Annotated in this window: 26 protein-coding genes; 4 read left to right on the forward strand and 22 right to left on the reverse strand. The window is 57.7% G+C overall.

All coding sequences use genetic code 11. The annotated features are described in order from the left end of the window. Positions 1 to 146 precede the first annotated feature (146 nt). The 10 genes from GAL_RS00830 to hmgA all read right to left on the reverse strand — a co-directional run bounded on the left by GAL_RS00830 (position 147) and on the right by hmgA (position 10,958). Positions 147 to 1,697 carry a cryptochrome/photolyase family protein gene (locus GAL_RS00830; RefSeq protein WP_024095717.1) on the reverse strand — a complete coding sequence of 517 codons (1,551 nt, stop codon included), beginning with the start codon at positions 1,695 to 1,697 and terminating at the stop codon, positions 147 to 149. A gap of 148 nt (positions 1,698 to 1,845) precedes the next feature. After that, a complete protein-coding gene (gene hemN / locus GAL_RS00835) occupies positions 1,846 to 3,201 on the reverse strand; it encodes an oxygen-independent coproporphyrinogen III oxidase (RefSeq protein WP_024095718.1) in 1,356 nt (451 codons plus the stop codon). 52 nt (positions 3,202 to 3,253) lie between these two features. Next, a complete protein-coding gene (locus tag GAL_RS00840; protein ID WP_024095719.1) occupies positions 3,254 to 3,949 on the reverse strand; it encodes an NnrU family protein in 696 nt (231 codons plus the stop codon). A 53-nt stretch (positions 3,950 to 4,002) separates the two neighbouring features. Continuing rightward, complete coding sequence (gene maiA, locus GAL_RS00845) at positions 4,003 to 4,680, reverse strand: maleylacetoacetate isomerase (protein WP_024095720.1); 678 nt, start codon at positions 4,678 to 4,680, stop codon at positions 4,003 to 4,005. A gap of 51 nt (positions 4,681 to 4,731) precedes the next feature. Beyond that, positions 4,732 to 5,274 carry a VOC family protein gene (locus tag GAL_RS00850; protein ID WP_024095721.1) on the reverse strand — a complete coding sequence of 181 codons (543 nt, stop codon included), beginning with the start codon at positions 5,272 to 5,274 and terminating at the stop codon, positions 4,732 to 4,734. Further along, positions 5,271 to 5,501: a DUF2783 domain-containing protein gene (locus tag GAL_RS00855; RefSeq protein ID WP_024095722.1), complete on the reverse strand. Its 231-nt coding sequence runs from the start codon at positions 5,499 to 5,501 to the stop codon at positions 5,271 to 5,273. The genes GAL_RS00850 and GAL_RS00855 overlap by 4 nt, the downstream gene beginning before the upstream one ends. Further along, entirely contained in the window at positions 5,498 to 7,117 is a 1,620-nt protein-coding gene (locus GAL_RS00860) for an FAD-dependent oxidoreductase (RefSeq protein WP_024095723.1), read from the reverse strand. Before GAL_RS00860 ends, GAL_RS00855 begins: the two co-directional genes overlap by 4 nt. A 154-nt stretch (positions 7,118 to 7,271) precedes the next feature. Continuing rightward, positions 7,272 to 8,222, reverse strand: a complete 951-nt coding sequence (locus GAL_RS00865; protein ID WP_024095724.1) for an MBL fold metallo-hydrolase — start codon at positions 8,220 to 8,222, stop codon at positions 7,272 to 7,274. 11 nt (positions 8,223 to 8,233) lie between these two features. After that, positions 8,234 to 9,490: a fumarylacetoacetase gene (gene fahA / locus GAL_RS00870; protein WP_024095725.1), complete on the reverse strand. Its 1,257-nt coding sequence runs from the start codon at positions 9,488 to 9,490 to the stop codon at positions 8,234 to 8,236. Between the two features lie 106 nt (positions 9,491 to 9,596). After that, positions 9,597 to 10,958, reverse strand: a complete 1,362-nt coding sequence (gene hmgA, locus GAL_RS00875) for a homogentisate 1,2-dioxygenase (protein ID WP_024095726.1) — start codon at positions 10,956 to 10,958, stop codon at positions 9,597 to 9,599. Positions 10,959 to 11,030: 72 nt separating this feature from the next. Here hmgA and GAL_RS00880 point away from each other — a divergent pair, with 72 nt between their 5' ends. The 3 genes from GAL_RS00880 to GAL_RS00890 all read left to right on the forward strand — a co-directional run bounded on the left by GAL_RS00880 (position 11,031) and on the right by GAL_RS00890 (position 13,217). After that, the gene (locus GAL_RS00880) at positions 11,031 to 11,471 is read left to right on the forward strand and encodes a MarR family winged helix-turn-helix transcriptional regulator (RefSeq protein ID WP_014878845.1); all 441 of its coding nucleotides are present in this window, start codon (positions 11,031 to 11,033) and stop codon (positions 11,469 to 11,471) included. A gap of 57 nt (positions 11,472 to 11,528) precedes the next feature. Next, positions 11,529 to 12,743 (forward strand): adenylate/guanylate cyclase domain-containing protein, encoded by a 1,215-nt coding sequence (locus tag GAL_RS00885; RefSeq protein ID WP_024095727.1) that lies wholly within the window; start codon positions 11,529 to 11,531, stop codon positions 12,741 to 12,743. A gap of 168 nt (positions 12,744 to 12,911) precedes the next feature. Next, positions 12,912 to 13,217 (forward strand): VPEID-CTERM sorting domain-containing protein, encoded by a 306-nt coding sequence (locus tag GAL_RS00890; RefSeq protein ID WP_024095728.1) that lies wholly within the window; start codon positions 12,912 to 12,914, stop codon positions 13,215 to 13,217. Between the two features lie 36 nt (positions 13,218 to 13,253). Here the strand turns inward: GAL_RS00890 and xrtE are convergent, their stop codons facing one another. The 5 genes from xrtE to trmD form a co-directional block, all read right to left on the reverse strand. Next, a complete protein-coding gene (xrtE, locus tag GAL_RS00895; protein WP_024095729.1) occupies positions 13,254 to 14,885 on the reverse strand; it encodes an exosortase E/protease, VPEID-CTERM system in 1,632 nt (543 codons plus the stop codon). Next, positions 14,872 to 15,681 carry a division plane positioning ATPase MipZ gene (locus tag GAL_RS00900; protein ID WP_024095730.1) on the reverse strand — a complete coding sequence of 270 codons (810 nt, stop codon included), beginning with the start codon at positions 15,679 to 15,681 and terminating at the stop codon, positions 14,872 to 14,874. Before GAL_RS00900 ends, xrtE begins: the two co-directional genes overlap by 14 nt. Positions 15,682 to 15,901: 220 nt before the next feature. Then, complete coding sequence (gene rpmE, locus GAL_RS00905; protein WP_014876110.1) at positions 15,902 to 16,123, reverse strand: 50S ribosomal protein L31; 222 nt, start codon at positions 16,121 to 16,123, stop codon at positions 15,902 to 15,904. 11 nt (positions 16,124 to 16,134) lie between these two features. Then, a complete protein-coding gene (gene rplS / locus GAL_RS00910; RefSeq protein ID WP_014876109.1) occupies positions 16,135 to 16,506 on the reverse strand; it encodes a 50S ribosomal protein L19 in 372 nt (123 codons plus the stop codon). 301 nt (positions 16,507 to 16,807) lie between these two features. Next, positions 16,808 to 17,608, reverse strand: a complete 801-nt coding sequence (trmD, locus tag GAL_RS00915; protein ID WP_024095731.1) for a tRNA (guanosine(37)-N1)-methyltransferase TrmD — start codon at positions 17,606 to 17,608, stop codon at positions 16,808 to 16,810. A 55-nt stretch (positions 17,609 to 17,663) separates the two neighbouring features. Here trmD and GAL_RS00920 point away from each other — a divergent pair, with 55 nt between their 5' ends. Continuing rightward, positions 17,664 to 18,704: a phosphotransferase family protein gene (locus GAL_RS00920; RefSeq protein ID WP_244462788.1), complete on the forward strand. Its 1,041-nt coding sequence runs from the start codon at positions 17,664 to 17,666 to the stop codon at positions 18,702 to 18,704. A 5-nt stretch (positions 18,705 to 18,709) separates the two neighbouring features. On the opposite strand, the gene rimM is transcribed toward GAL_RS00920, so the two are convergent. The 7 genes from rimM to GAL_RS00955 form a co-directional block, all read right to left on the reverse strand. Beyond that, positions 18,710 to 19,213: a ribosome maturation factor RimM gene (gene rimM, locus GAL_RS00925; protein WP_024095734.1), complete on the reverse strand. Its 504-nt coding sequence runs from the start codon at positions 19,211 to 19,213 to the stop codon at positions 18,710 to 18,712. A gap of 150 nt (positions 19,214 to 19,363) precedes the next feature. After that, positions 19,364 to 20,005: a 5,6-dimethylbenzimidazole synthase gene (gene bluB, locus GAL_RS00930; protein WP_024095735.1), complete on the reverse strand. Its 642-nt coding sequence runs from the start codon at positions 20,003 to 20,005 to the stop codon at positions 19,364 to 19,366. 4 nt (positions 20,006 to 20,009) lie between these two features. Further along, the gene (gene rpsP, locus GAL_RS00935; RefSeq protein ID WP_014876104.1) at positions 20,010 to 20,369 is read right to left on the reverse strand and encodes a 30S ribosomal protein S16; all 360 of its coding nucleotides are present in this window, start codon (positions 20,367 to 20,369) and stop codon (positions 20,010 to 20,012) included. A gap of 41 nt (positions 20,370 to 20,410) precedes the next feature. Beyond that, positions 20,411 to 20,719: a chorismate mutase gene (locus GAL_RS00940; protein WP_024095736.1), complete on the reverse strand. Its 309-nt coding sequence runs from the start codon at positions 20,717 to 20,719 to the stop codon at positions 20,411 to 20,413. A gap of 57 nt (positions 20,720 to 20,776) precedes the next feature. After that, positions 20,777 to 21,379, reverse strand: a complete 603-nt coding sequence (locus GAL_RS00945) for a GNAT family N-acetyltransferase (RefSeq protein WP_024095737.1) — start codon at positions 21,377 to 21,379, stop codon at positions 20,777 to 20,779. Between the two features lie 37 nt (positions 21,380 to 21,416). Further along, positions 21,417 to 22,037 (reverse strand): GNAT family N-acetyltransferase, encoded by a 621-nt coding sequence (locus tag GAL_RS00950; protein WP_244462787.1) that lies wholly within the window; start codon positions 22,035 to 22,037, stop codon positions 21,417 to 21,419. A 122-nt stretch (positions 22,038 to 22,159) separates the two neighbouring features. Then, the gene (locus GAL_RS00955; protein ID WP_024095739.1) at positions 22,160 to 22,705 is read right to left on the reverse strand and encodes a GNAT family N-acetyltransferase; all 546 of its coding nucleotides are present in this window, start codon (positions 22,703 to 22,705) and stop codon (positions 22,160 to 22,162) included. Position 22,706 lies beyond the last annotated feature (1 nt).

Below are 22,706 nucleotides of genomic sequence, written 5' to 3' on the forward strand. Positions count from 1 at the left end.
TTTATATCGCGTTCCGCAGTTATGCAAAAGCCAGAGCCCGACAGGAAGTCATGCCAGAAGCCATATGCAGGAGAAAACTCGTTTCACGGAGCGGCAGGTCCAGTGCCAGGAATGCCTTCCTTCCAGAATAGGGTGAAACCTCCTAATTAGAGACTATCCAGAACCTTCTCCGCGCTTATGAGGTACTCTTGTTGCTTGTCCGCGGACATTCTGTCCCAGGTTCGATAGGGCTGCATCAAGCGGGGGTTCTTTGATAGTTTCTCACGGTTTCGGATCAGGAAATCCCAATAAAGCGGATTGAACGGGCAGGCCTTGGGGCCGGTTTTCTGTTTTACGTCGTAGGCACATGTCGTGCAGTAGTTCGACATCTTGTTGATATAATTGCCGCTGGCGGCATAGGGTTTGGAGCCTAAGAGGCCACCATCGGCGAATTGGCTCATACCGATGACATTTGGGGCTTCGACCCATTCATAGGCGTCGGCATAGACGGACAGATACCATTCGTGGACCTGATGCGGGTCTACCCCTGCCAGCATTGCGAAATTTCCGGTAACCATCAGGCGCTGAATATGATGGGCATAGGCTTCGTCCCGGGTTTGGGTGATGGCGGCGGCCATGCAGGCCATATTGGTCTCTCCGCTCCAATAAAACTCCGGCAGATCTCGCCCTGCGCCGAGGGCATTTTCGGAGGTGTATCCAGGCATCTTCAGCCAGTAGATCCCGCGCATGTACTCGCGCCAGCCGATAATCTGACGAATGAAGCCTTCAACGGCGTTGAGTGGAGCATGGCCCTCATAATAGGCGCGTTCGGCCCGGCGGCAGACCTCAAGCGGATTGAGCAAGCCGATATTGATGTATTGAGACAACAGAGAGTGATAGAGAAACGGTTCTCCGTCCAGCATCGCATCCTGATAATCACCAAATAGCGGTAGCGCCGCGTCGATAAAATGATCAAGTGCTTTGAGAGCCGCTACCCTGGTGACCGCGAACCAAAACGGTGTCAGCCGCCCGAAATTTCTGGGAAACCTCTGTTCCACCAATTCCAATACGTCTTGCGTGATACGATCCGGATCGCAGCGCACTGGTTTGGGCATGAACATATCGTTCTGCGCTGGTTTGCGGTTCTCTGAATCATAGTTCCACTTACCACCCTCAGGGGTATCACCTTGCATCAACAGGCCGGTTTTGCGCCGCATGTCGCGATAGAAATATTCCATGCGCAGCTGCTTGCGCCCCTCCGCCCAGCTGCGAAACATGTCGTGGCTGGCCAGAAATCGGCTATCATCAAGCATGGTCAGCCTGGCCGGTCCGGACCATCTGTTCAGCGCTTCTTTGAGGCGATATTCGCCGGGTTCAGTCACCAGCACTTCGGCAGCGGTGAACTGCTCCAGAGCCTGGTCCAATTCACCTATAAGGCTGCCGGAATTGTCTGGGTCACCCAAGTGGACATATTGCAGGTTCCAGCCCGCAGCGGTCAGCTCATCTGCAAAGTGCCGCATGGCAGAAAAAACAAAAGCGAGCTTCTTCTTGTGATGAGGGACATAGCTTGCCTCCTCTGCGACCTCGGCCATCAACAGGCGATCTTTTTGGGGGTCCCCAGCTTGAAGTGAAGGGAGATCATGTGACAGTTGATCGCCCAAGATTAGAATGATCCGGCCTGACTCACGGCTGTCTTGAGGTGTCGTTTGCTTGGTCATGTCCGATGCTCCGCTGATCTGCCAGCAGATAGCGTAACCGGGGAAGCTGACAACGCCTGAGCGGTTGAGACATAGTGAGATGCGGCGGATAATCCTTTTTAGAGCCTAATATTCTGAAACCGCGGAGCCTCGCAGTTTTCCTCCCGCCTCAGGAGGCTTGGCTATAGCGCACGCCCTCCGGTTTATGGGCATCAAACGCGCTGGCAATAATCCGGGTCAGCGCGCGGCCTTCGGGCTCAATAGTTAGGGCATCATCCGTCAATGTGACCAGATCGCCATAGGTCGCCGTAACGGCTGTCAGATCTGCGGTCAGCTGTTGGGTCTGTCGCCCGAACCGATGCTGCAGTTCGCTACGGTCCAAACGGAAGTCGCACATCAGCATCTCGATGGCCCGGGCGCGCATCTTGTCGATCGGAGTGAGCTGATGACCGCGTGCCCCGGCCAGATCACCTGCCTCGATCCTTTGAATATATGCAGCGGTGGCTGCTGCATTTTGCACGTAGCCCCCGTCGAAGCGCGAGATTGAGGAGGCCCCGACACCGATCAGTGTCGGGCAATGATCATCTGTGTAACCTTGGAAGTTTCGCCGCAGATGTCCGCTATTGCGGGCCAAATTCAATCCATCCTGCGGTCGTGCAAAATGGTCGATGCCGATACTCGAAAATCCGGCAGTTTGGAATTTTTTGGCGGCCAGTTCTGCCAGATGATACCGTGTCTCATCACCAGGCAGGGCGGTATCATCAATCAGCTTCTGCCGTTTGGCCACCCATGGGACATGGGCATATCCAAAAAGAGCGACCCGGTCCGGCGCCAATGTCAGCACCTTGTCTACAGTATCTGAAATACGCGCGGCATCCTGATGCGGCAGGCCGTAGACAAGATCGGTATTCAATGAGTGAATGCCTGCGGCACGCAGATCCGCAACGCAGGCGGCAGTTACGTCAAAAGGCTGGATCCGTCCAATGGCGGTCTGCACTTCCGGATCAAAATCCTGAATGCCGATGCTTGCACGGTTCATACCTTCTTTCGCAAGCGCATCGATTTTGTCGCGATCCACCATTGTGGGGTCAATCTCGACCGAGAATTCCCAATCAGCCGTCGGAGGGATTGCAGATTTTATTGATTGGGCCAGTCGGTGGATGAGGGCTGGAGGCAGGATTGTTGGTGTGCCGCCGCCCCAGTGCAGACGGCCCATTTGCAGCCCTTCGGGTAGAGTTTCAGCGATCAGGGAAAGCTCTTTTTCGACAGTGCCGATATAGCTTTCCACGGGACTAAGGGTTTGCGTGCCCTGGGTTCGGCAGGCACAGAACCAGCACAACCGCTCGCAAAATGGGACATGGATATAGACCGAGACAGGGACTGCAGGATCCAGCGCCGTCAATTGGGCTTTTTGGAAGGCAGCAGCCACCGCCGTGCTGAACACGGGCGCGGTGGGGTAGGACGTGTAGCGGGGCACGCGGCTGTCAAAAAGTCCCAGCGCGCGAAGGCGGTCAATCTGTTTCATATCGCCAGATATGACCGATTCCGGGCAGTGTGACTTTGCGCGAAATCAAATCTCAGTAGGGCAGGGGCGAGACGCCGATTACCCCTTCGTGCAGGTGCAGTGTGCCGATCCAGAGCAGCAGACCGATCGCAGTGCGCAGACAGAGACCCCGCAGATGGTGTCGCCGCCAGTTCGGATCACCTATCGGCTTGAGTGAAAACAGCGCAGTATGGGCGAAATATGCTGCCGCTCCCGGACCCAAGGCAGTTGTTGCTTTGGCGTCGAAGAGCAGGATCGCAGCGCTTGCAAGAAATAAGGAACCGCCAAAGACGATGGCATGAGCCAGATCGCCATTGGCTAGAAGATGTGACAACGACCAAAGCAGCAGAGCCAACAAGAGCGGGTGGCGGCTCAGCGCGGCTCGGCCAAGGACATTCTGCGCCGGATCGGCGTTGCGGTTTCCTCCCAGCGTGTAGGGTGTGTCCACCCCTAAGCCCCAGACGGCCAGTACAAAGACCACGGGCATGGTCAGCATAGGCGCCCAGCGGGTCCAATCGAGAGGCGGCCAAAGCTCGACATAGGGCGCCTGCGCCGCCGCGACGATCACCCAGCCAAACAGTACTAGCGACAAGAGCCCGTAGACTGAGAAATAAATCTTGCGGCCCAGGGATGCGATCAGCCGCCCGCGCAGACCGGCGAGCCGGGGAAGAAAGTGACTGACGGTGAACATCGTCATGGCGAGGGCAAAGCCGGTCCAATCGTTTGTCATCTATAATGTCCTAACCCGGCGAATACGGTGTGACTGCGCGCGGTTCATTCTGTTTACGTCTGCGGCGGATCTACAGTGTGAACCGCATCTGGATGCGCCATCGCGAAGGCCGGGTTCTCAGCGCATGTGGCCTCTATCATCATGAGACGCGGCAGATCATCTAAAGCCACCCCCCAGCGGCGCGCGTTGTAGAGCTGCGGTATGAGGCAGAGATCCGCAAGCCCCGGATGATCGCCGGTGCAATAGGGCGCAACCGGATATTCCTCCAGCAGTGCGTTGAAGGCAACAAGCCCCGGGCGAATGAAATGTCGCATCCAGTCCGCAGGCATGTCGACAGGATGCGTGGCTGGGACGGCAGCGGACCCTTTGCAGAGACCACTGGCATGGCGGGCAACTTTCAGATTGCAGACCGGATGCAAGTCGACGGCGATGGCATGAGCCAAGGCTTGAGCCACCGCCCGCTCCGCAGGGGGGCGAGGCAGTAATTCCAGATGCCGGGTCTGGTCAAGGTAGTCCAGAATAGCCAGTGACTGTGTCAGCCGCAGCCCGTCGATCTCCAGCACAGGCACCAGACCTTGGGGGTTGCGGGTCAGATGTTCGGGGCTGACCTGCTCTCCCTTGACCAAATCGACCGTCACGGCCTCATAGGGGATACTCGCCAAGTTCAGCGCGATGCGGACCCGGTAGCTGGCCGATGATCGCCAATAGTCGTATAATATCACGTCAGACATTCCGCTTCCCCTACATTGCGATTGATACAGATCGCAGTACAGCCCGTTGGCCTAAACGTTGTTCAGCTCCTTGGCATGCAGCCAGTTGGCGTGTTTTGGGGCCTTCTTGGTCTTTGACCAGTCCTCCAGCATGTCCCACTTCACGGCGTTGAGGCGCTGGAGAAGCGCCTCCTCTTCTGGGTCGGGGCAGGCCAGCTCAACCCGATGACCGTTCGGATCGAAGAAATAGATTGAGTGAAAGATGGAGTGGTCGGTCACACCCAGCACCTCAACACCGTTGGCCTCCAGATGGTCTTTGAACTCAATCAGTGTGTCGCGGTCTTTCACCTTGAAGGCGATGTGCTGCACCCAGATCGGTGTGTTGCGGTCGCGGTCCATTTCCGGCTTGGTGGGCAGCTCGAAGAAAGCCAGGACGTTTCCGTTGCCTGCATCCATGAAGATATGCATGTAAGGATCAGGCTCATGGGTTGAGGGAACATGGTCCTCGGCGATCGCCAAGACAAAATCCATGTTCAGCATCGTGTTGTACCACTCTACCGTCTGCTTGGCATCTTTGCAGCGATAGGCGACATGGTGGATTTGCTCGATCTTCATGTGTCAGTCTCCCCTTGCGGTAGCGCAGCAGCTGTCAACGCTTGTGTCAGGATTGCGCGTTTCCCAATATGGTTCGCCAGCACCAGGACCAGACGCGCGTTTAGCGCATCGCTTTCGGCTTTGGTCAGCCCCTCATGGGCCGCGAGAAGATCGGCATAGAAATCATCGGCCCTTTCGATGTTCGGGGCCAAAATTAGATTTTCGTGATCGGTATTACGAGCGTTCATGCCGAGGCCTCCTTGCCAATCGCGCGGCGCAGGGCAGCACGAAATTGGTTTTCGTCAAATGCCGGGCGCCGCGCCGCCACATGCTGGTCAGGGCGGATCAGATAGACAGCACTTGTTGCATCACCGAGATAACGTTCGCGCAGGGTTCCGGTCTTGTCGTCTTTGGTCGACAGAGCCAGCCGCGTCACCGGGATACCCGCCTCCTCAAAGCTGTCGGGGGCATCCGCGTCGATGGTCAGCAGGGTAAACCGGTCTGCCAGTTTGGGCAGCAGATATACGTCCGCTATCGACACATCAGGACAGGGGCTACCGGGCTTGGTGCACTGAGGCCCATGTAAGGCATCCGCTGAATTCAGCGCCGACCTCTCATAGGTGCAGGGCAGGGACAGGCGCCCCGAATTCACCAGCGGGCGGGCAAAGGCGTGATGCTCGGACAGATCCAGAACTGCGTCCCGCATGATCCGGCTCATTTCCGATTTCGGTGTGATGAAATCGGTGGAACGGGAGGAGTTCAGGATATTTTCATCTGCACCATGGACGCGCTCTTTGTCATAACTGTCCAGCAGGCTCTCGGGCGCCTTTCCCTCCAGCACCAGTTTCAGTTTCCAGCACAGGTTATCTGTGTCCTGCAAACCGGAATTGGCTCCCCGCGCGCCGAATGGTGAAACCTGATGTGCGGCATCGCCGGCAAAGAGCACGCGACCGTGACGGAATTTCTCCATCCGGCGGCATTGGAAGGTGTAGATTGAGACCCACTCCAGCTCGAATTGCACATCCTCGCCCAGCATTTCCTTAAGTCTTGGGATCACGTTCTCCGGGCGTTTCTCACGCTCCTTGTCGATATCCCAGCCCAGCTGCAGGTCGATCCGCCAAACACCGTCAGGCTGTTTGTGCAAGAGTGCTGATTGCCCCTTGTTGAAGGGCGGATCAAACCAGAACCAGCGCTCTGTCGGGAAGTCCGCATCCATAATCACATCGGCAATCAGGAAGTTGTCCTCAAACACCCGGCCAACAAAATCGAGCCCCAGCATCTGCCGGGTTGGCGAGCCCGCGCCATCGCAGGCAATCAGCCAATCCGCCTCAAGATTGTAAGACCCTTCGGGCGTGTCGATCTCCAGCGTGACGTGATCCTCATGGGTGCCTATGGCAGAGACCTTGTTGCGCCCGCGAATTTCAATCGGGGCCCCGGCAGCCTGAAGCGCGTTCGCCCGCTGAACCAGATACTCTTCAAAGTAATATTGCTGCAGATTGATAAAGGCAGGCTGCGCATGGCCGCTCTCCGGCAGCAGATTGAATTCATAGACCTTACGGTCATCAAAAAACACCTTGCCCAGATTCCACTGCACGCCTTTTTCCACGAGCGGGCCGGAGAAGCCGAGACGATCCGCGATTTCGAGACTGCGTTTGGAAAAACAGATGGCCCGGCTGCCGAAGCTGACCTTGTCATTCTCGTCGAGAACCACGACACCAATTCCCTGTTGGGCGAGATCAATTGCGGCGGCCAGACCCACAGGACCGGCGCCGATCACGATGACCGGGTGGCGCACCGGGGCGCCTGTGTCCTGATCTTCGCTGCGCTGATAGGGGTACATGGGAACTTCAAAGATCTTGTTCATCTGGTTTCCTCCCGAAACTACATGCCCTAGGGCAAAACTCTCCCATGTACCGGCAGAGGTTGCCGGTATCGGATAAGAGCCTGTCATAAGTTGCCCCGGCACGACACGATCTGGATCAAATCTCCCCAAATGTGTCTTTGCCGGGCCTTGGATCTTAGTCCTGAAGCGCCTCCCACATCTCCAGATCGCGCTGGGCGGTCCAGATGCGCGGGGTATCAACGCCGCGGGCCTCATCATAGGCGCGCGCAACGTTGAAGGGCAGGCAATGCTCATAGATCGCATAGTCTGCGAACTTCGGATCACATTCGGCCCGCACTGCGTCCCAGGCCTCTTTCAGGGTGCCGTTGCGTGCCGCAACCTTGGCGGCAGGGCGGTAGGTGCTCTCAACGAAATCACGGGTGTTCTCAATGGCAGCGTTGACCATCTTCTTGCCAACCAGCGCATCACCGCGGCCTGGCGCGATGGCGTCGACGTCATAGGCCTTGATATTATCCAGCGTCCGGCTCCAGTCGCCGAAATGACCATCGCCGCAGTAACAGGCGGAGTGGTATTCAACGATGTCGCCGGTGAACATCACGTTCTGGTCCGGCACATGGATCACAGCATCACCTGCGGTATGAGCGCGGCCCAGATGTTTGATGTCGACCCGGCGATTGCCAAGGTAGACAGTCATGGCATCACTGAAGGTGGTGGTCGGCCAGGTCAGGCCGGGGATGCTCTCATGGCCTTCGAACAGACGTGGAAAGCGCTGGAACTCACTGTCCCAGTCCTCCTGCCCACGTTCAACGACCATCGACCGTGCCTTATCCGACATGATGATGTTCTGAGCGCCAAAGGCGGAAGCGCCCAGCACGCGGACAGCGTGATAATGCGTCAGCACCACATGGGTGATTGGCTTGTCGGTCACGGACCGCACGCATTCAATCACCTTGTTTGCCAGCCGCGGTGTCGCCTGCGCCTCGACAATCATCACGCTGTCATCGCCGATGATGACGCCGGAGTTCGGGTCGCCCTCGGCGGTGAAGGCATAGAGCCCCTCGCCGATCTCATCAAAGGTGATCTTTTTTTCGGTCATGTCCCCTTGGGACGCAAAAGCTTTTGCCATGGTGGTCTTCCTTATCTTGCGTAGGGGTCTTCAAGCGCGGGCAGGACAGTGCCAGTGCAGTCGCCGAATCCGATGGTGTAGCCGTCGCCTTTGGCCGCGCCTTTCAGGGTCAGCGTATCGCCATCAGCGATGAAGGACCGCTCCTCGCCGGTGTCCAGCGTCAGCGGCTCCTTGCCGCCCCAGCTGAGTTCCAGAAGAGATCCCCGGCTTTCCTTAGTGGGGCCGGAGATGGTGCCGGACCCCAGCAAGTCGCCTGCGTTCATCGGGCAGCCAGAGGTGGTGTGATGTGCCAGTTGCTGCGCCGCGGAATAGTACATTTCCTTGTAGTTGGTCCGCGCGATGGTTGTGGCCTCTTTGCCTTCCGGTGCCAGCGTTACTTCAAGGTCGATGTCATAGAGCATCGGCCCGCAGTCCTTCAGGTGGTCCAGCAATTCCACCTCGCGCTCTGGTGTGTCACAGCGGAACGGTTCCAGCGCCGGTTTTGTCACGATCCAGGGGCTGATCGTATTGGCCGTCGCCTTAGCCTGAAATGGTCCCAGCGGCTGGTATTCCCAGGCTTGGATATCACGCGCCGACCAGTCGTTCAGCAACACATAGCCAAAGATATGATCGTCTGCCTCCTGCACTGTGATGGGACCATCGGAGGGGGTGCCGACGATAGCACCCATTTCTAACTCGATATCGAACCGTGCGCAGGGCGCCCAGCGGGGTGCGTCGTCGTTCGGCCCCTTCAACTGGCCCCAGGGGCGGCGTACATCGGTGCCGGACACCACGACAGAGGACGCGCGACCGTTATAGCCGATCGGGATGTGCAGCCAGTTCGGCGGTAGTGCGTTTTCCGGGCCGCGGAACATCGTGCCGACATTGAAGGCGTGGTTCTTACCTGCATAGAAGTCAGTGTATTCGCTGACTGCAAACGGCATGTGCAGCTCGGCATCGGCAGCGGGAACCAGCAGGGGTTCCAGCTTTTCCTGCTCGGCAGCGCCTTCGGACAGCAGCGCGGTCAGACGGTCGCGCAGCGCGGCCCAGACGGCCGGGCCTTCTTCCATCAGGTCGTTCCAATAGGGCACGTCGAACAGCGGCGCATCGCCCAGCTGGATCAGTCCGGCCTCCTCGGCGGCCTGCATATCCAGAATCATGTCGCCGATCGCCACACCACAGCGCGGATCATCGCCGTCGACAGAGAACACCCCATAAGGAAGGTTGTTCAGCGGGAAGGGGTGGGCCGCACTATTTGCAGAGGGGACCCAGGATTTCATCAAAGGCATGCGTGATCCTTTTGTTTGGGAGCCGCTGCTCCAGTCATCTTTCCCGAAATACTCCGGGGGTGAATGCGGCCCTCAGGGCCGCAGAGGGGGCAGCGCCCCCTTTTGCTTACTTTTTGCCAGGGGTGCCGTCGAATTTCTTTTCGATGTCGGCCCAGCAATCTATGTAGTCATCCTGCAGTGGTGCCTCATTGGCGGCAAATGGCGTCAGATGCTGTGGGAAGCGCGTCTCGAACATGAAGGACATGGTGTTGTCCAACTTTTCCGGACCCAAGTTTGCGTTGGATGCGCCCTCAAAGGCGTTCCTGTCTGGGCCATGCGGCAGCATCATATTGTGCAGGCTGACACCACCGGGGACAAAGCCCTGTGGCTTGGCGTCATACTGACCATAGATATTGCCCATCAGCTCGGACATGATGTTCTTGTGATACCACGGCGGGCGGAAGGTATCTTCTGCCACCATCCAGCGTTCCCGGAACAGGACGAAATCGATGTTTGCGGTGCCGGGCTGGCCCGATGGGGCGGTCAGCACGGTAAAGATCGACGGATCCGGGTGATCAAACAGGATGGCCCCAACCGGGCAATAGGTCCGCAGGTCATATTTCATTGGTGCGTAGTTGCCGTGCCAGGCCACCACATCCAGCGGTGAGTGACCGATTTTGGTCTCGTGGAACTGGCCACACCATTTGATGGTGACGGTGGATGGCGTCTCACGATCCTCAAACGCCGCCACTGGTGCCTTAAAGTCGCGCGGGTTGGCCATACAGTTGGCGCCAATGGGACCTCGGCCGGGCAGCTCAAACTTCTGCCCGTAGTTTTCGCAGACAAAACCGCGACAGGGGCCATCCAGCACTTCGACCCGGTAAACCAGCCCGCGTGGGATGATGGCAATTTCCTGGGGTTCGAGATCGATGACGCCCAGTTCGGTCGCAAACCGCAGACGCCCTTCCTGCGGAACGACCAGCAGTTCGGAATCCGCAGAATAGAAATAGCTGTCCACCATCGAGTCTGTGACAAGATAGATATGGCTTGCCATGCCAACTTGGGTGTTCACGTCTCCCGCCGTGGTCATGGTGCGCATCCCCGTGAGCCAGGTCAGCCCCTCTGTGCCATGGGGCACAGGATCCCAGCGGTACTGACCGAGGCTGATCACATCCGGGTCCACGTTCGGGGCAGACTTCCAATAGGGCAGATCAATCTTGGTATAGCGATGAGAGTGTTTTACCGAGGGGCGAATGCGATAGCACCAGGTGCGCTCATTCTGGTGGCTTGGGGCAGTAAAGGCGGTGCCACTCAGCTGTTCGCCATAAAGACCGTAGTTGCATTTCTGCGGGCTGTTCATCCCCTGCGGCAGGGCGCCGGGCAACGCTTCTGTTTCAAAGTCATTGCCAAATCCGGGCATATAGCCCGCGTGAGGCCCGGCAAGAGACGGGGCCTGGATCATTTCATGGGCATCGACTTTGTGATTCATGACGCGCTCCTTTTGGTATGCTTAGTTTCGGTAATAGTTGATTTTGTAACTAACAAGGGATAGCTCTGCCCTATGGATGAAAAAGATGACTTCGCTTTGCAGGATTTCTTGCCGTATCTGCTCAACCGGGCGGCAGAGGAGTCCTCGCTCGAGTTTCAAAAGCACTACAAGAATCGCTATGGAATGCTGCGTAATGAATGGCGAGTGCTGTTTCACTTGGGCAATTACGGTCGCATGACAGCAACTGAGATCGGCCAACGTGCTAAGATACATAAGACGAAGATCAGCAGGGCGGTTGCGAAACTTGCAGAACGTCGTTTTGTGCTGCGTCATCGCGATGAGAAAGATCGTCGGGCCGAGCACCTGGAACTTACGTCGCAAGGTGAGGCGGCTTACCGAGACCTGAGCACGCAGGCTGCGATCTATGACCGTCAACTCGCAGGTCGTCTCAGCGACGGGGAAAGTGCGGCGCTGCGGCATATGTTGCGCAAACTTGCAGGAATTGAGCCATAGACATCGCCGGGCCAAGGCCTCAGATTGGACCGGGACCACAATATGAGGCCGTGCATAATGACGGATGCTGCTTCACGCGCCACGCCGATAATCGACTGGCTCACTGCTGAAGGGCTACGAGGGGCCAGCCGTCAGGAGATGTTGCAGGGATTCTGCCAGAGGCTCGCCGATACCGGGGTACCTCTGCTACGCTTCCATCTCGCACAGCGCGCCTATCATCCGAAATATGGTGGTATTGGGTTCAGCTGGACGCGGGCCGATGGGCTGTCGCATGAGTTTTACGAACACAGCGATACCCCACGGGATGAATGGCTCTACAGCACCTTCTATTACATGTTGGAACGCGACGTTCCGGAGTTCCGCAGTAGGCTGGCGGGCCATGTTCTAGAGAGGTTTCCAGCGTTGGCGCAGTTCAAGCAGCGTGGGGCCACGGATTACTTTGCTTTGGCAAAGCGGTTCGGTGATTTCGCTGATGCGCCTTTTGACCCTCGGCGCCCGGGCGAGGGCATTTTGTCCTCTTGGTCGACCGATCATCCTGAGGGGTTTACAGAGACAGACCTGGCCTTGATCCGCCAGATTTACTCACATCTGGCATTGGCGCTGCGCGCGGCGTCTGCACAGCAGATGGCCAAAGATCTGCTGCAGGTCTATCTGGGCCGCGACGCCGGTCAACGGGTTTTGTCGGGAGAAATTCAACGCGGATCTTCCCGCCAGATTGATGCGGTGATCTGCTACTTTGATCTGAAAGGGTTTACCCAGCTGGCAGAACAAATTCCGGGTGCTGAACTGATTGATATGCTCAACGATTACTTCGGTTTGGCTGTTGAGACGATCCAGTCCCATGGCGGGAATATTCTGAAATTCATGGGTGATGGCATATTGTCCATGTTCGACCTTGGCAGCATCGACGAGGATGCGACTGCTGCCCTAGCTGCAGCCAGCGCGTTACAGGGGAAAATTCGCAAGCGAAATATGCAGCGTTCTGCGCAGGAGGTGCCAACTGCGGATTTTACTTTGGCGCTGCACGCCGGCGAAATTCTATATGGAAATATCGGTTCTGAGAATCGGCTGGATTTCACAGTTATCGGACCAACCGTCAATCTGACGGCTCGGATCTCAGGTATGCATACTTCGGTTGGGCGCAGCATTATCGTATCTGAGCAGGTGCAAAAAGCAGCTCAGCCGACCAACCATGATCTGGTCTCGTTGGGTCGCTATATGCTGCGCGGTGTCGCGGAGCCGGTGGAGTTGTTCACGATCTACGAGGGGTAATTACTGCGGCTTGTTGGGGCTGGAATTCAGCGAAAGGTAAAATTTGCCATAATTTTCGCATTTTTCTCCCTTAGTGCTGAGAGCAGGAAAGGGTGTGGTCAGTGAGGTTCGTCGAAACCTCGCAACGCGTCACCCCGGACAGCGACGGAGCAGCAAGGATAAGATGCAATGAAACTGACACTGCGCATGACCCATCTGACAGCCGCGGCGGCGGTGTGGCTTGCAACTGGTCCGAATGCCTTTGCAGCGGGGGAGTGGCCGGATGCGGGCGGCCCCGGGAACGGCAACGGAAATGGCTGGGGCAATGGCTGGGGAAACGGTTGGGGTAATGGCGGTGGCAACGGAAATGGCAACGGTGGTGGCCAGACGGTGCCGGAGATTGATGTCAGCGCAGGTCTGCTGGCCGTCGCGGCCGTTGCAGCAGCACTGCTGTTGACCTGGGAACTGCGCCGCCGTCGGTCCGTAAATAGCTGACTCTACCGCAGGGTAGGTCGTCAGAGGAAACCGGGCCTAGATCAGGGCCCAGTTTCCCGTGGCAAAGGCGACATAGGCGATCAGCGCATTGGCCACCATATGAGCCAGTATCGCCGCAGAGAGACCACCCCCGCGCAAATACAGCGCACCAAAGATGGCGCCAGCCGCCATTCCCAAGGCAAAACGGTCGTGCATCAGGCCAAAGAGGGCGCTCGTTATGAGAAGTGCGATAACGGCCCGTAGAATCTGACCTTGTCCTGCCATGCGACGCAGCAGATATCCGCGAAAGAACAACTCTTCGATAATCGGGACCAGAATGATTGTGCCAAGCAGTCGTGTCCCTATCCAGAGGGCATTTCGTTCATCCGTGATATCGCCTCGGCTGATATCGGGTGTGGACATGACGATCCAGACAGCAGCAATTGCGGCCCCGGCGGCGATGTCAATTGGCCTTGGTCGATACGCCAACTGGCGCAGGGCAGGCCAGAATACGAACACTGCGGCGGCCATCATCGCCGCACGCAGCGGGTATCCTTGCGCAGGATCCGCCCAAATCGCGGACACCAGCACACCGCTTAACATCATCACGATAAATGGGATGATGGAGGCAAGCAGCATATCAGCGCGCATCGGCGGCAGTTCAGCCGCAGCTGCGGCCAGCGCCTCCGGATTGCTCTGCAACCAGCGAGAGCGATGCGCAATGGCCAGCACCAGCAGTGCCAACAGCGTGAACATCAGCCAGCCGGCGTAACTGTGGAAACCGTTAACGGCGTGCTCCGGTGCAATCCACGCACCGATCAGGATCAGGATGGCAATACGTACAATATTGAATGCCCAGCTGAGCAGAAGCGCAGCAGGGAACAAGACCAGCCAGTACCGCGTCTGACGAATATCGCGTCCCATCAGCAGCGCATATAGCCCCATGAATGTGGTCACGAGCGCAAAGCCCTCTACGCCCGAGCATGGTTCGCCGATTTCCACCAGAAACCCGTCAACCCGGATCAGATGCAGCGCCGCATCAGACCAGACCGTTGCGCCAGAGGCCTCCAGTACCCATGTCACCAGAATGAAGGTCACCGAGGTCAGCGCCTCGATGTTCCAGATGGGTTCCATCATGCGGGTGATGTCCGGCATGACCAGCGCGACCATAAGCGCAAGCGTCAAAGAGATCCCACAACCGCGCAACCAAGTCAGCCACGCGCGTAGCGGCATGAGCGCCAGTAGCCCCCCCAGCCCTGCAACACCACCACCTAGGCAGATCAGAATAAGGGTTGGTGAGATCCAGGCGTTGATCCCGGCCGGACCAAAGAGCAGTAGCGGGACAAGTGCGATTATTAGACCCGCAAGGTTGAGCGCCAGCGCTGAGGGGCGTCTCTGGGCTCGTCCTATGGCTGCCGTCAATGCGTGATATGCGCTAGGCATCAGGATCAGATAAAGCCCGAGCACAGTTAGAAGGGCCAACAAGCGCCCAGCGATCGAGCGGACAGTTGTGCAGGCAAGATCTGCGCCGGTGAATTTGCAATGCACATTCGCCAGCAGTTGATAGGCCACCATAATGACAAACAGTTCAGCAACTGCCAGCCCAAGGATCAGGACCAGCCGACGCCCGCCGCGCTGCACGATCGGTCCGGCTTCACCGGTGGTGGGGTGGTGGTCAGATATCGACATCCACGCCTGGCAGGTTCAGCGATTTCATCATGTCGCGCAGTTCCTGGCGCGCGGCGACGTTTGAGATGTTGAGCTGTTTGACGCCGATATCTTTGAGGTCCAGCAGCGTCAACCCACGCGGGAACAGTTCACGAAAGACCACCCGTTCGGAAAAACCGGGCGCCACACGAAAGCCGATCCGCTTGGACAGCATGGAAATAGCGCGTTCCATCTTTTCCTTATTGACCATGCGCTGGGTGCCAACACGATTACGGATCACGATCCAGTCAATCGGCTTCAACCCGGCTTGGGCCCGCAGCTGCCGCGCATTCCAGACCATTTCGGAATAGACGGACGGGCCGGTGATTTTCTCACCCTTCTGGTCGGTATGGGCCAAAAGGTCGAAATCGACAAAACTGTCGTTCAGCGGAGTGATCAGCGTGTCTGCTAGAGAATGGGCGACTTGGCTCAGGCGGGTATGCGATCCGGGGCAGTCGATCAGGATGAAATCATTGCTGGGTTCCAGTTCGGAAACCGCAGCAGACAGCCGATGATCATAGACATTTTCGCCCGGTTGCAGGCTATCGGCATCGATTTCAGGTAGCTCGTGCAGCGCAACCAGTGGCAGCTCCAGCGCTGCTTTCTCCATGAACGCCTTACGATTTTCCAGATAGCGCCCGAGCGACCGCTGTCGAAGGTCAAGGTCCAAGGCGGCAATTTTATACCCCAGCCGGGCCAGCGTGGTTGCCACATGCATGGAGACGGTGGATTTGCCCGCCCCACCTTTTTCGTTGCCGACGACAATAATATGCGCCACGTTCACTTCCCCCAATCACTGCGCGAAATACTGCGCATCTTGGGCTAACTATACTGTCGGGGCGAATCGATGGGAAGCGCGATATCCGCAGGTTAGGGCCTGATTTAGGCTCTGTAGTTTCCCCAGGGCGAATTTGCGCAATGAACATGGTCGCCGGAGTCGCAACAAAAAACGCCGCCCAAAGGAGCGGCGTTTTCCGAAAAAATAAGACCAGGTTGGCTTAGAAGCCCAGACCTTCGTATTTCTTCTTGAACTTGGATACGCGGCCACCGGCGTCCATCAGACGGGTGGAGCCACCGGTCCATGCGGGATGCACGGTGGGGTCGATGTCCAGCGCCAGGGTGTCACCCTCTTTGCCCCAGGTGGAGCGCATCTTGAGGATGGTGCCATCGGTCATTTTGACGTCGATGAAGTGGTATTCGGGATGGGTGTCTGCTTTCATGATACCACTCCTTACGCTTTGGCTTTGTAGTTTGTATCTTCTGCAATCCGTGCGGATTTACCGCGACGGGCGCGCAGATAGTACAGTTTCGCGCGACGCACACGGCCGCGGCGAACGACAGTGATGCTGTCGATGTTGGTCGAGTGCAGCGGGAACACACGCTCCACGCCTTCGCCAAACGAAATTTTGCGAACGGTGAACGAACCGGCGATGCCGGAGCCATTTTTGCGGCTGATGCAGACGCCTTCGTAGTTCTGCACGCGCGAACGGCTGCCTTCGGTCACTTTGTAGCCGACGCGGATGGTGTCACCGGCTTTGAAATCGGGGATCTCTTTCCCCAGGGCGGCAACTTGTTCCGCCTCCAACTGTGCGATCAGGTCCATCGCAGGTCTCCTATAATTGCTCGTGGTTTTGCCCACGAAGTTTTGCGCGGTTGCGAGAGCTCTTGGTCTTCACCGGGTCCCGCAGATAGCAGCCCGCCAGAGATCACTCCGTTCTTTCCTAAGCGTGTACCGTGCGCACCCTAAATTGCCGAAGAAGACGGGTCAGGGATTTCATAATGCAACAGAACACAGGTCCATAGACGCAAAAGCGAATCCAGACAGGCGCCTTCTATGCCTGTTTGGTCAGCGGATCAAGAGGAGAGGCCGCGTTTAAGAACCGCAAATCCCGCCTTCGGATCGTTCAGTCTGACGTCTTGCGGTCCTGGTGGGCCTGCCAGAGATCAGGACGGCGGGCTTGCGTGATCTCTTCACTCATTTTCTGCCGCCACTCTGCGATTTTACCGTGATGGCCGGACATCAGCACATCAGGAATGCTCTGTCCTTTCCATTCCGCTGGGCGGGTATATTGCGGATGTTCCAACAGGCCGGAGGAAAAACTCTCCTCTTCGGTCGAGGCCTGATTGCCCAGCACACCGGGGATCAGCCGAACAGTGGCGTCGATCATCGCCTGCGCAGCAATCTCGCCGCCGGTCATGACGAAATCCCCTAGGGAGACTTCCTGAATGCCGTAGTGCTGCAACACCCTCTCGTCGACGCCCTCGAAACGACCACAGAGCAAGGTGACCCCGTCGCAACGTGCAAGATTCTGCATCAAGGCCTGATCCATGCGCCGCCCGCGCGGGGACAGGTAAATCAACGGCCAGTTGCCAGAGGTGCCCGCCATCGTATGCTCAATCGCATCTCCCAGTACGTCTGCCCGCAGCACCATGCCCGCTCCCCCACCTGCCGGGGTGTCGTCGACGTTGCGATGTTTGCCGATACCAAACTGGCGCAGATCAACCGTATCCAACTGCCACAGACCCTCTTGCAGGGCCTTGCCGGTCAGGCTTTCGCCCAGAATGCCGGGGAAGGCAGTCGGGAACAGCGTCATGATCTTCGCTTTCCACACACCGGCGAGATCTGGTGTCGGTGTTATCAACTCGCGCGGCTTGAACGAGGGGCGAATGGCCTTGCGGCCGTGAGATTTGTTTTGTGCACTCATGAGACGCTGTTTAATCCAGTTAGAACGACACGCAATAAAAAGCTTTGGTGTTTGGATGAATCCGGAAATGGCCCCCAATGTAACCGACCGTGAGTATCAGGCCGCAATCGAGGATGTGCAGGCGCGCGCCAGAGCGTTCTGGCCGCGTATTGCATCGGACCTTGGTCTGGATGCCGAAGGTGCCCGGTTTCGTCAGCTTCTGGTGAACAGCCGGTATCAGCATGTTCGTAGCGTTCAGGCGGTGAAAACGGCAACCGGGCAACACTATGTTTTGAGAGCTGCGTTTGATGAAGCCAACGCCGTGTGGCAATGCAAGTCTCTAGACAGGCATCAACAGGCGTCGGAGAGGCTGAGCGCAGTCCCAGGTGTGTCATCACCTTCGATATTGTGGCGCGATCGGGATCGCGTTGTTGTGTTGATGGATTTCGCCGAGGGTGACACAGCGTACCGCGCACTATCGATGAGTGAGTACGGGTTTGGTGAGCGAGCAGATGTGCTTCGGCGGATAGGGCATGCTGTTGCTGCGCTTCACCGTGTATCGGACGTTGGAGAACGAAGGTTTTGGCCCAAATCATTTTTGAAACAGGTTTCAACTCGGGCAGAAGCTGTTCGGGCGGGGCAATTTCAAGTCCTGAAACCCAAAAAATTCCTAGGACTATGTGCGTTGCTGCATCGCGCTGGACGTTCTGCCCGCGGGCAGGTTTTTCGCGGTGCGGTAGAACACGGCGATTTGCATCTGCGTAATATTATGATGTCCGACACCGAGGTGTCCTTCATCGACTATTCAAACCACAAGGGGATTTTTCCCCAACGGGACATCGCAGATATTTGGCTATCGAACTGTCCGGATCACCTGGCACCTAACGGACGTCAGCCCGGTTTCGGCGGTATTGCCAGCGCGGATTGGGTGGCATTCGAAGACGGATATGGCATGCAGCTGACAGCTGATCCGCTCTTCCGGTTTTTCTTCATCTGGCGTCTGTTCAAACTGTGGTCCGCTCTGGCAGCGAGGCCATCGGATCAACACCGGCGCACCACCGAAGTCGTGGCCGGTGCTCAAAATGTTCTGGAGCAACTGTTGGCAGCTGAAGGCTGACGGGCTCAGAATACGCCATCCGGCGGGTCTGCGATGATGCGTCCGCTTGCAAGATCAACCGTCGGTACAGCCGCCAGCGTGAACGGTAGCAGCACGGTTCTACTCTCCGCTGGGAGAGTGATTTCCAAAAGATCGCTGGCGCCGTGGTTCTGGACCGATTTTACGGTCCCCAGCAGTGTCCCGCCGGTATCACAAACCTCAAGACCCATTAGATCGGTGTGGTAATATTCATCATCCGGGAGATTTGGTAGCCGCTCTCGTGGTGCAAACAGGCGGATCCCCTTCAATGCATCGGCCTGCTCCTTGGTCTCGATCCCGCCGATACGGGCGGTAAACCCGTTCTTGATGGCGCGGACCAAGGTGATCGTATAGGTTTGGCTGCCGTCTTCATTGCTGAGCGGCGCATAGTCTTCGATGTCTTCGGGCATGGCGCAGAAGCTCTTCAGCCGCACTTCGCCCCGTACCCCGTAAGAGCCGGAAATTGCACCCACGCAAATCTGCTCAGTCATTCTGTCCATCCTTTGCAGAAACGAGCAGCAGTCCAAGTGCCGCCTGCGAGTCCACAGCGTTCTGTTTGGTAATTGCGTTCATAGAGAACACCTGCGGTAAAGGCGATCAGAACAAAAACCGCAAGCCGGATCAATCGCCACATCTGTGGATTACCGGGTTTCGACCGGCAATGCGTTGCGGCGGGTTTCCCAGCCCAGCTGTTCCAGTTCCGGTGTTTTGGACATCCGCTCCGGGTGGCCAACGCAGAAATATCCGATCAACTGCCAGTCGGCCGGAACATCCAGATCCCGGTTCAGCTGTTGCGGATCAAGGATCGACACCCAGCCCAGCCCCAGACCTTCGGCGCGCAGGGCGAGCCAGAACAAGGTCACAGCAGTGACGACAGAGTAGCGGCGCATCTCCGGCATGGTGCCAGCGCCGAGCTTGTGCCCTTTGGTGGTGGAATCATCGCAGTAAATCGCCAGCTGAACCGGTGCTTCGCGCATGCCGGACAGTTTCAGCTTGGCATAACGCTCAGCTTTGGCTTCGGAAAAGCCTGCCAGCGCGGAGGCATTTGCGGTCTCGAAATTTTCAAGTGCGGCGGCCCGGGCTGCGTCACTTTCGACACGGATCACCCGCCAGGGTTCGCTGAGCCCGACCGAGGGCGCCAGCTGAATGGTGTCGAGACAGCGCGTAAGCACTGCCTCGTCCACCGGATCGGAGCGAAACCGGCGCACATCGCGCCGGACGCGCATCAACAGATCAAGTTGCATGCGGAAGTCTTCAGAGAATGAATTGTCCCGCATGTTCATCAACTTACTCCGCGTCTGCAGTCGCTTCAGCAGCCTTGGCTGCTTTTTCTTCGGCGCGCTCCTGAGCTTTCTTGCCCGGGGTGCCTTTCTTGGGGTTGTTCCGCTCCACCTTAGCGCGAACGCCAGCAGCTTCCAACATCCGAGCGATACGATCTGTGGGCTGAGCGCCCTGATCCAGCCAGTGCTGCACGCGCTCCATGTCCATTTTCACGCGCTCTTCGCTGTCTTTCGGCAGCAGCGGGTTGTAGGTGCCCAGCTTTTCGATGAAGCGACCATCGCGCGGCATGCGGCTGTCAGCAGCCACAATGCGATAGAAGGGACGCTTTTTCGAGCCGCCGCGGGCCAGACGAATTTTCATTGCCATGGGTTCAGTCTCCTTTAATGGCGTTTACAGGGATATCCCTGTTATTCCTGGTGTTTCTTATGGTGTCGGATGACTTCCTGAATGATGAAATTCAGGAAAGCCTTGGCGAAATCGGGGTCCAGGTCGGCCTGTTCCGCCAGGTCTTCGAGCCGTGCGATCTGCGCGGTTTCGCGCGTCGGATCGGACGGGGGAAGGTCGTGTTCAGCCTTGAGCTGGCCCACCGCCTGGGTGTGCTTGAATCGCTCGCCCAAAGTGTAGACGAGAATAGCATCAAGGCGATCAATGCTCTCGCGGTGGCCTTTCAGCAGCGTCGCTGCACGGGCGACGGGATCTTGGGTCTCTGTCGTCATTTCTGGCTCCACGAGGGAATGAATGGGACGCGCGTTGCGCGGCTGTGGATGATGGGATCAGTCAAGCGCCCAGCCCTCCGGTTTGAACAGGGGATCTGCGTAGTGGCTGATTTCCATCTCGATCCCATGGACCAGCTGGCTGTCCTTCAGCGCATTCGGGGCCGGGTGGCGATAGACAGCGTCACTGCCGTCAATCGTCGCAGCATCGTGATCCTTCTGTGCGCCCAGCCGTTCTGCCAACCGGATCGAATCCAAATTCTTTGGATCAATATAGCTGACCGCACCATCCCAGCCGAGCGTATTGTAATAATAGTTGCGCGCCGCATGAGTGGCTTCCAGCGCATAGCCTTTACCAGCGGCGTCGGGCCAGATGATCCAGGCGATTTCGCGTTCGGGCCAGCCTGCGGGCATCCAGCCTCCGGCCATCCCGTAGGTTTCCTCGGTGATCTTGTCGTGGATCATCCACATGCCAAACCCGCGCACCTGCCAATGGCCGATCTCAGCCGCGTAAAGCATCCAAGCTTCGTACGGGTTCAGTGGACCGCCCATGAAGCGCGCGCGATAAGAGCTGAAGGTTGCCTTGAAGTCGGGATAATCCACGGCTTCGGGGCCCCGAAGAACCAGACGTTTGGTTTCGATCACTGGGATGGACGAGGGCATCAGGCACACCCTACGTTGCTGAAATAACGACGAAAGGTCATTGGAGACGCCCGGTTATCACAGGTTCGCCCAAGAGACGCTGGCGAGGCTGATGCCGCCAGGTTCGCATGTTGTTGGCCGGGGCCAGGCGGAAAGACACCAATTGCTCAGGGCGGGCGCCGATGCGCTGCGCCAGAGCGATGGATGCGGCGTTATCTTCCGGAATGAAAGACGCGATATTGCTCCAGTTTTTCTCACGGAAGAGCCAGTCAAGAACGGCTTCTGCCGCCTCGCTTGCATAGCCTTTGCCCCGCGCATCCTCTGTCAGGTGCCAGGAGAGTTCGGGTTCGGGCCAGCCTTTGGGGAACCATGGGCCGATCATGCCGACTGGGCGTCCGGTGCTGCGCTCGACCAAGGCGAACAACCCATAACCGCGAAGGTGCCAGTGGCCAATGATGGTTGCAATCGACCACCAGAGCGCATCTGGATCGTCAGCTGCATCAATGAAGCGCGGGGCGCCAATCCGCAAAAAGGCATCATGCGCGTCGAAACCGGCCTCCGCAGGGGACACCAGTGTAAGCCTCTGCGTCATGAGGCTGGGAAAACGATAACCCGTGTCTGACATTACCACATCCGTATCAAACCCTGCGGCACAGGCCGCAGCGATCTGTTTATGCATCAAAGACGGTCTAACCATGCCAGATGCCGGAAAAGAATGGGTTAAAGCACCGCCCAAGCGTGGCAGAGGCGCCACAGCGGCACTGGTAGGGTAGCCTAGGTGACAGGCAAGAGAGAGATCCATCATGCGTAGGCCTCCATCCCGCCGTCATTCAGGCCATTGGGTGATGGATGACGCCAGATTTGCACCTCACCAAAGCGCTCGTGCTTAAAATACCCGTCCTGCCGTGCACCAAGCCGTTGCGCCAACGCGCGCGAGCCATGGTTATTGGTGTCGATCAGGCTTATCGCTGTCGTCCAACTCAGCACGTCATACGCATAGTTGCGCGCGGCGCGTGCGGCCTCGGTTGCATAGCCTTTTCCACTGAACCCCTCGAAGAGGTCCCAGCCGATCTCAGGTTCAGGCCAGCCATGGGGGAACCAGAGGCCGATTATCCCGGCCGCTTGTCCGGACTGCTTTTCCTCGACGGTCCAGCGCCCATAGCCGCGCAGCTGCCAATGACCAATCTCCAGACCAAGCTGACGCCAGACCTGCTCAGCACCCATTTGCCCACCAACGAATTCCGCCCGATCGGAGGCAAAAAAAGCGCACAGCGCCTCGAAGTCCGCGAGCGTAGGCGCGCGGAGGATCAGGCGATCTGTCTCAAGGGTGGGGATGGCTACGGTCATG

It is taken from the genome of Phaeobacter gallaeciensis DSM 26640 (assembly GCF_000511385.1).
Lineage (GTDB): Bacteria > Pseudomonadota > Alphaproteobacteria > Rhodobacterales > Rhodobacteraceae > Phaeobacter > Phaeobacter gallaeciensis.

Bases quoted from the DNA above. Each gene is read 5' to 3' on its own strand.
- GAL_RS00830 (WP_024095717.1), bottom strand. From the start codon at position 1,697: ATGACCAAGCAAACGACACCTCAAGACAGCCGTGAGTCAGGCCGGATC.
- hemN (WP_024095718.1), bottom strand. From the start codon at position 3,201: ATGAAACAGATTGACCGCCTTCGCGCGCTGGGACTTTTTGACAGCCGC.
- GAL_RS00840 (WP_024095719.1), bottom strand. From the start codon at position 3,949: ATGACAAACGATTGGACCGGCTTTGCCCTCGCCATGACGATGTTCACC.
- maiA (WP_024095720.1), bottom strand. From the start codon at position 4,680: ATGTCTGACGTGATATTATACGACTATTGGCGATCATCGGCCAGCTAC.
- GAL_RS00850 (WP_024095721.1), bottom strand. From the start codon at position 5,274: ATGAAGATCGAGCAAATCCACCATGTCGCCTATCGCTGCAAAGATGCC.
- GAL_RS00855 (WP_024095722.1), bottom strand. From the start codon at position 5,501: ATGAACGCTCGTAATACCGATCACGAAAATCTAATTTTGGCCCCGAAC.
- GAL_RS00860 (WP_024095723.1), bottom strand. From the start codon at position 7,117: ATGAACAAGATCTTTGAAGTTCCCATGTACCCCTATCAGCGCAGCGAA.
- GAL_RS00865 (WP_024095724.1), bottom strand. From the start codon at position 8,222: ATGGCAAAAGCTTTTGCGTCCCAAGGGGACATGACCGAAAAAAAGATC.
- fahA (WP_024095725.1), bottom strand. From the start codon at position 9,490: ATGCCTTTGATGAAATCCTGGGTCCCCTCTGCAAATAGTGCGGCCCAC.
- hmgA (WP_024095726.1), bottom strand. From the start codon at position 10,958: ATGAATCACAAAGTCGATGCCCATGAAATGATCCAGGCCCCGTCTCTT.
- GAL_RS00880 (WP_014878845.1), top strand. From the start codon at position 11,031: ATGGATGAAAAAGATGACTTCGCTTTGCAGGATTTCTTGCCGTATCTG.
- GAL_RS00885 (WP_024095727.1), top strand. From the start codon at position 11,529: ATGACGGATGCTGCTTCACGCGCCACGCCGATAATCGACTGGCTCACT.
- GAL_RS00890 (WP_024095728.1), top strand. From the start codon at position 12,912: ATGAAACTGACACTGCGCATGACCCATCTGACAGCCGCGGCGGCGGTG.
- xrtE (WP_024095729.1), bottom strand. From the start codon at position 14,885: ATGTCGATATCTGACCACCACCCCACCACCGGTGAAGCCGGACCGATC.
- rpmE (WP_014876110.1), bottom strand. From the start codon at position 16,123: ATGAAAGCAGACACCCATCCCGAATACCACTTCATCGACGTCAAAATG.
- rplS (WP_014876109.1), bottom strand. From the start codon at position 16,506: ATGGACCTGATCGCACAGTTGGAGGCGGAACAAGTTGCCGCCCTGGGG.
- trmD (WP_024095731.1), bottom strand. From the start codon at position 17,608: ATGAGTGCACAAAACAAATCTCACGGCCGCAAGGCCATTCGCCCCTCG.
- GAL_RS00920 (WP_244462788.1), top strand. From the start codon at position 17,664: ATGAATCCGGAAATGGCCCCCAATGTAACCGACCGTGAGTATCAGGCC.
- rimM (WP_024095734.1), bottom strand. From the start codon at position 19,213: ATGACTGAGCAGATTTGCGTGGGTGCAATTTCCGGCTCTTACGGGGTA.
- bluB (WP_024095735.1), bottom strand. From the start codon at position 20,005: ATGAACATGCGGGACAATTCATTCTCTGAAGACTTCCGCATGCAACTT.
- rpsP (WP_014876104.1), bottom strand. From the start codon at position 20,369: ATGGCAATGAAAATTCGTCTGGCCCGCGGCGGCTCGAAAAAGCGTCCC.
- GAL_RS00940 (WP_024095736.1), bottom strand. From the start codon at position 20,719: ATGACGACAGAGACCCAAGATCCCGTCGCCCGTGCAGCGACGCTGCTG.
- GAL_RS00945 (WP_024095737.1), bottom strand. From the start codon at position 21,379: ATGCCCTCGTCCATCCCAGTGATCGAAACCAAACGTCTGGTTCTTCGG.
- GAL_RS00950 (WP_244462787.1), bottom strand. From the start codon at position 22,037: ATGCATAAACAGATCGCTGCGGCCTGTGCCGCAGGGTTTGATACGGAT.
- GAL_RS00955 (WP_024095739.1), bottom strand. From the start codon at position 22,705: ATGACCGTAGCCATCCCCACCCTTGAGACAGATCGCCTGATCCTCCGC.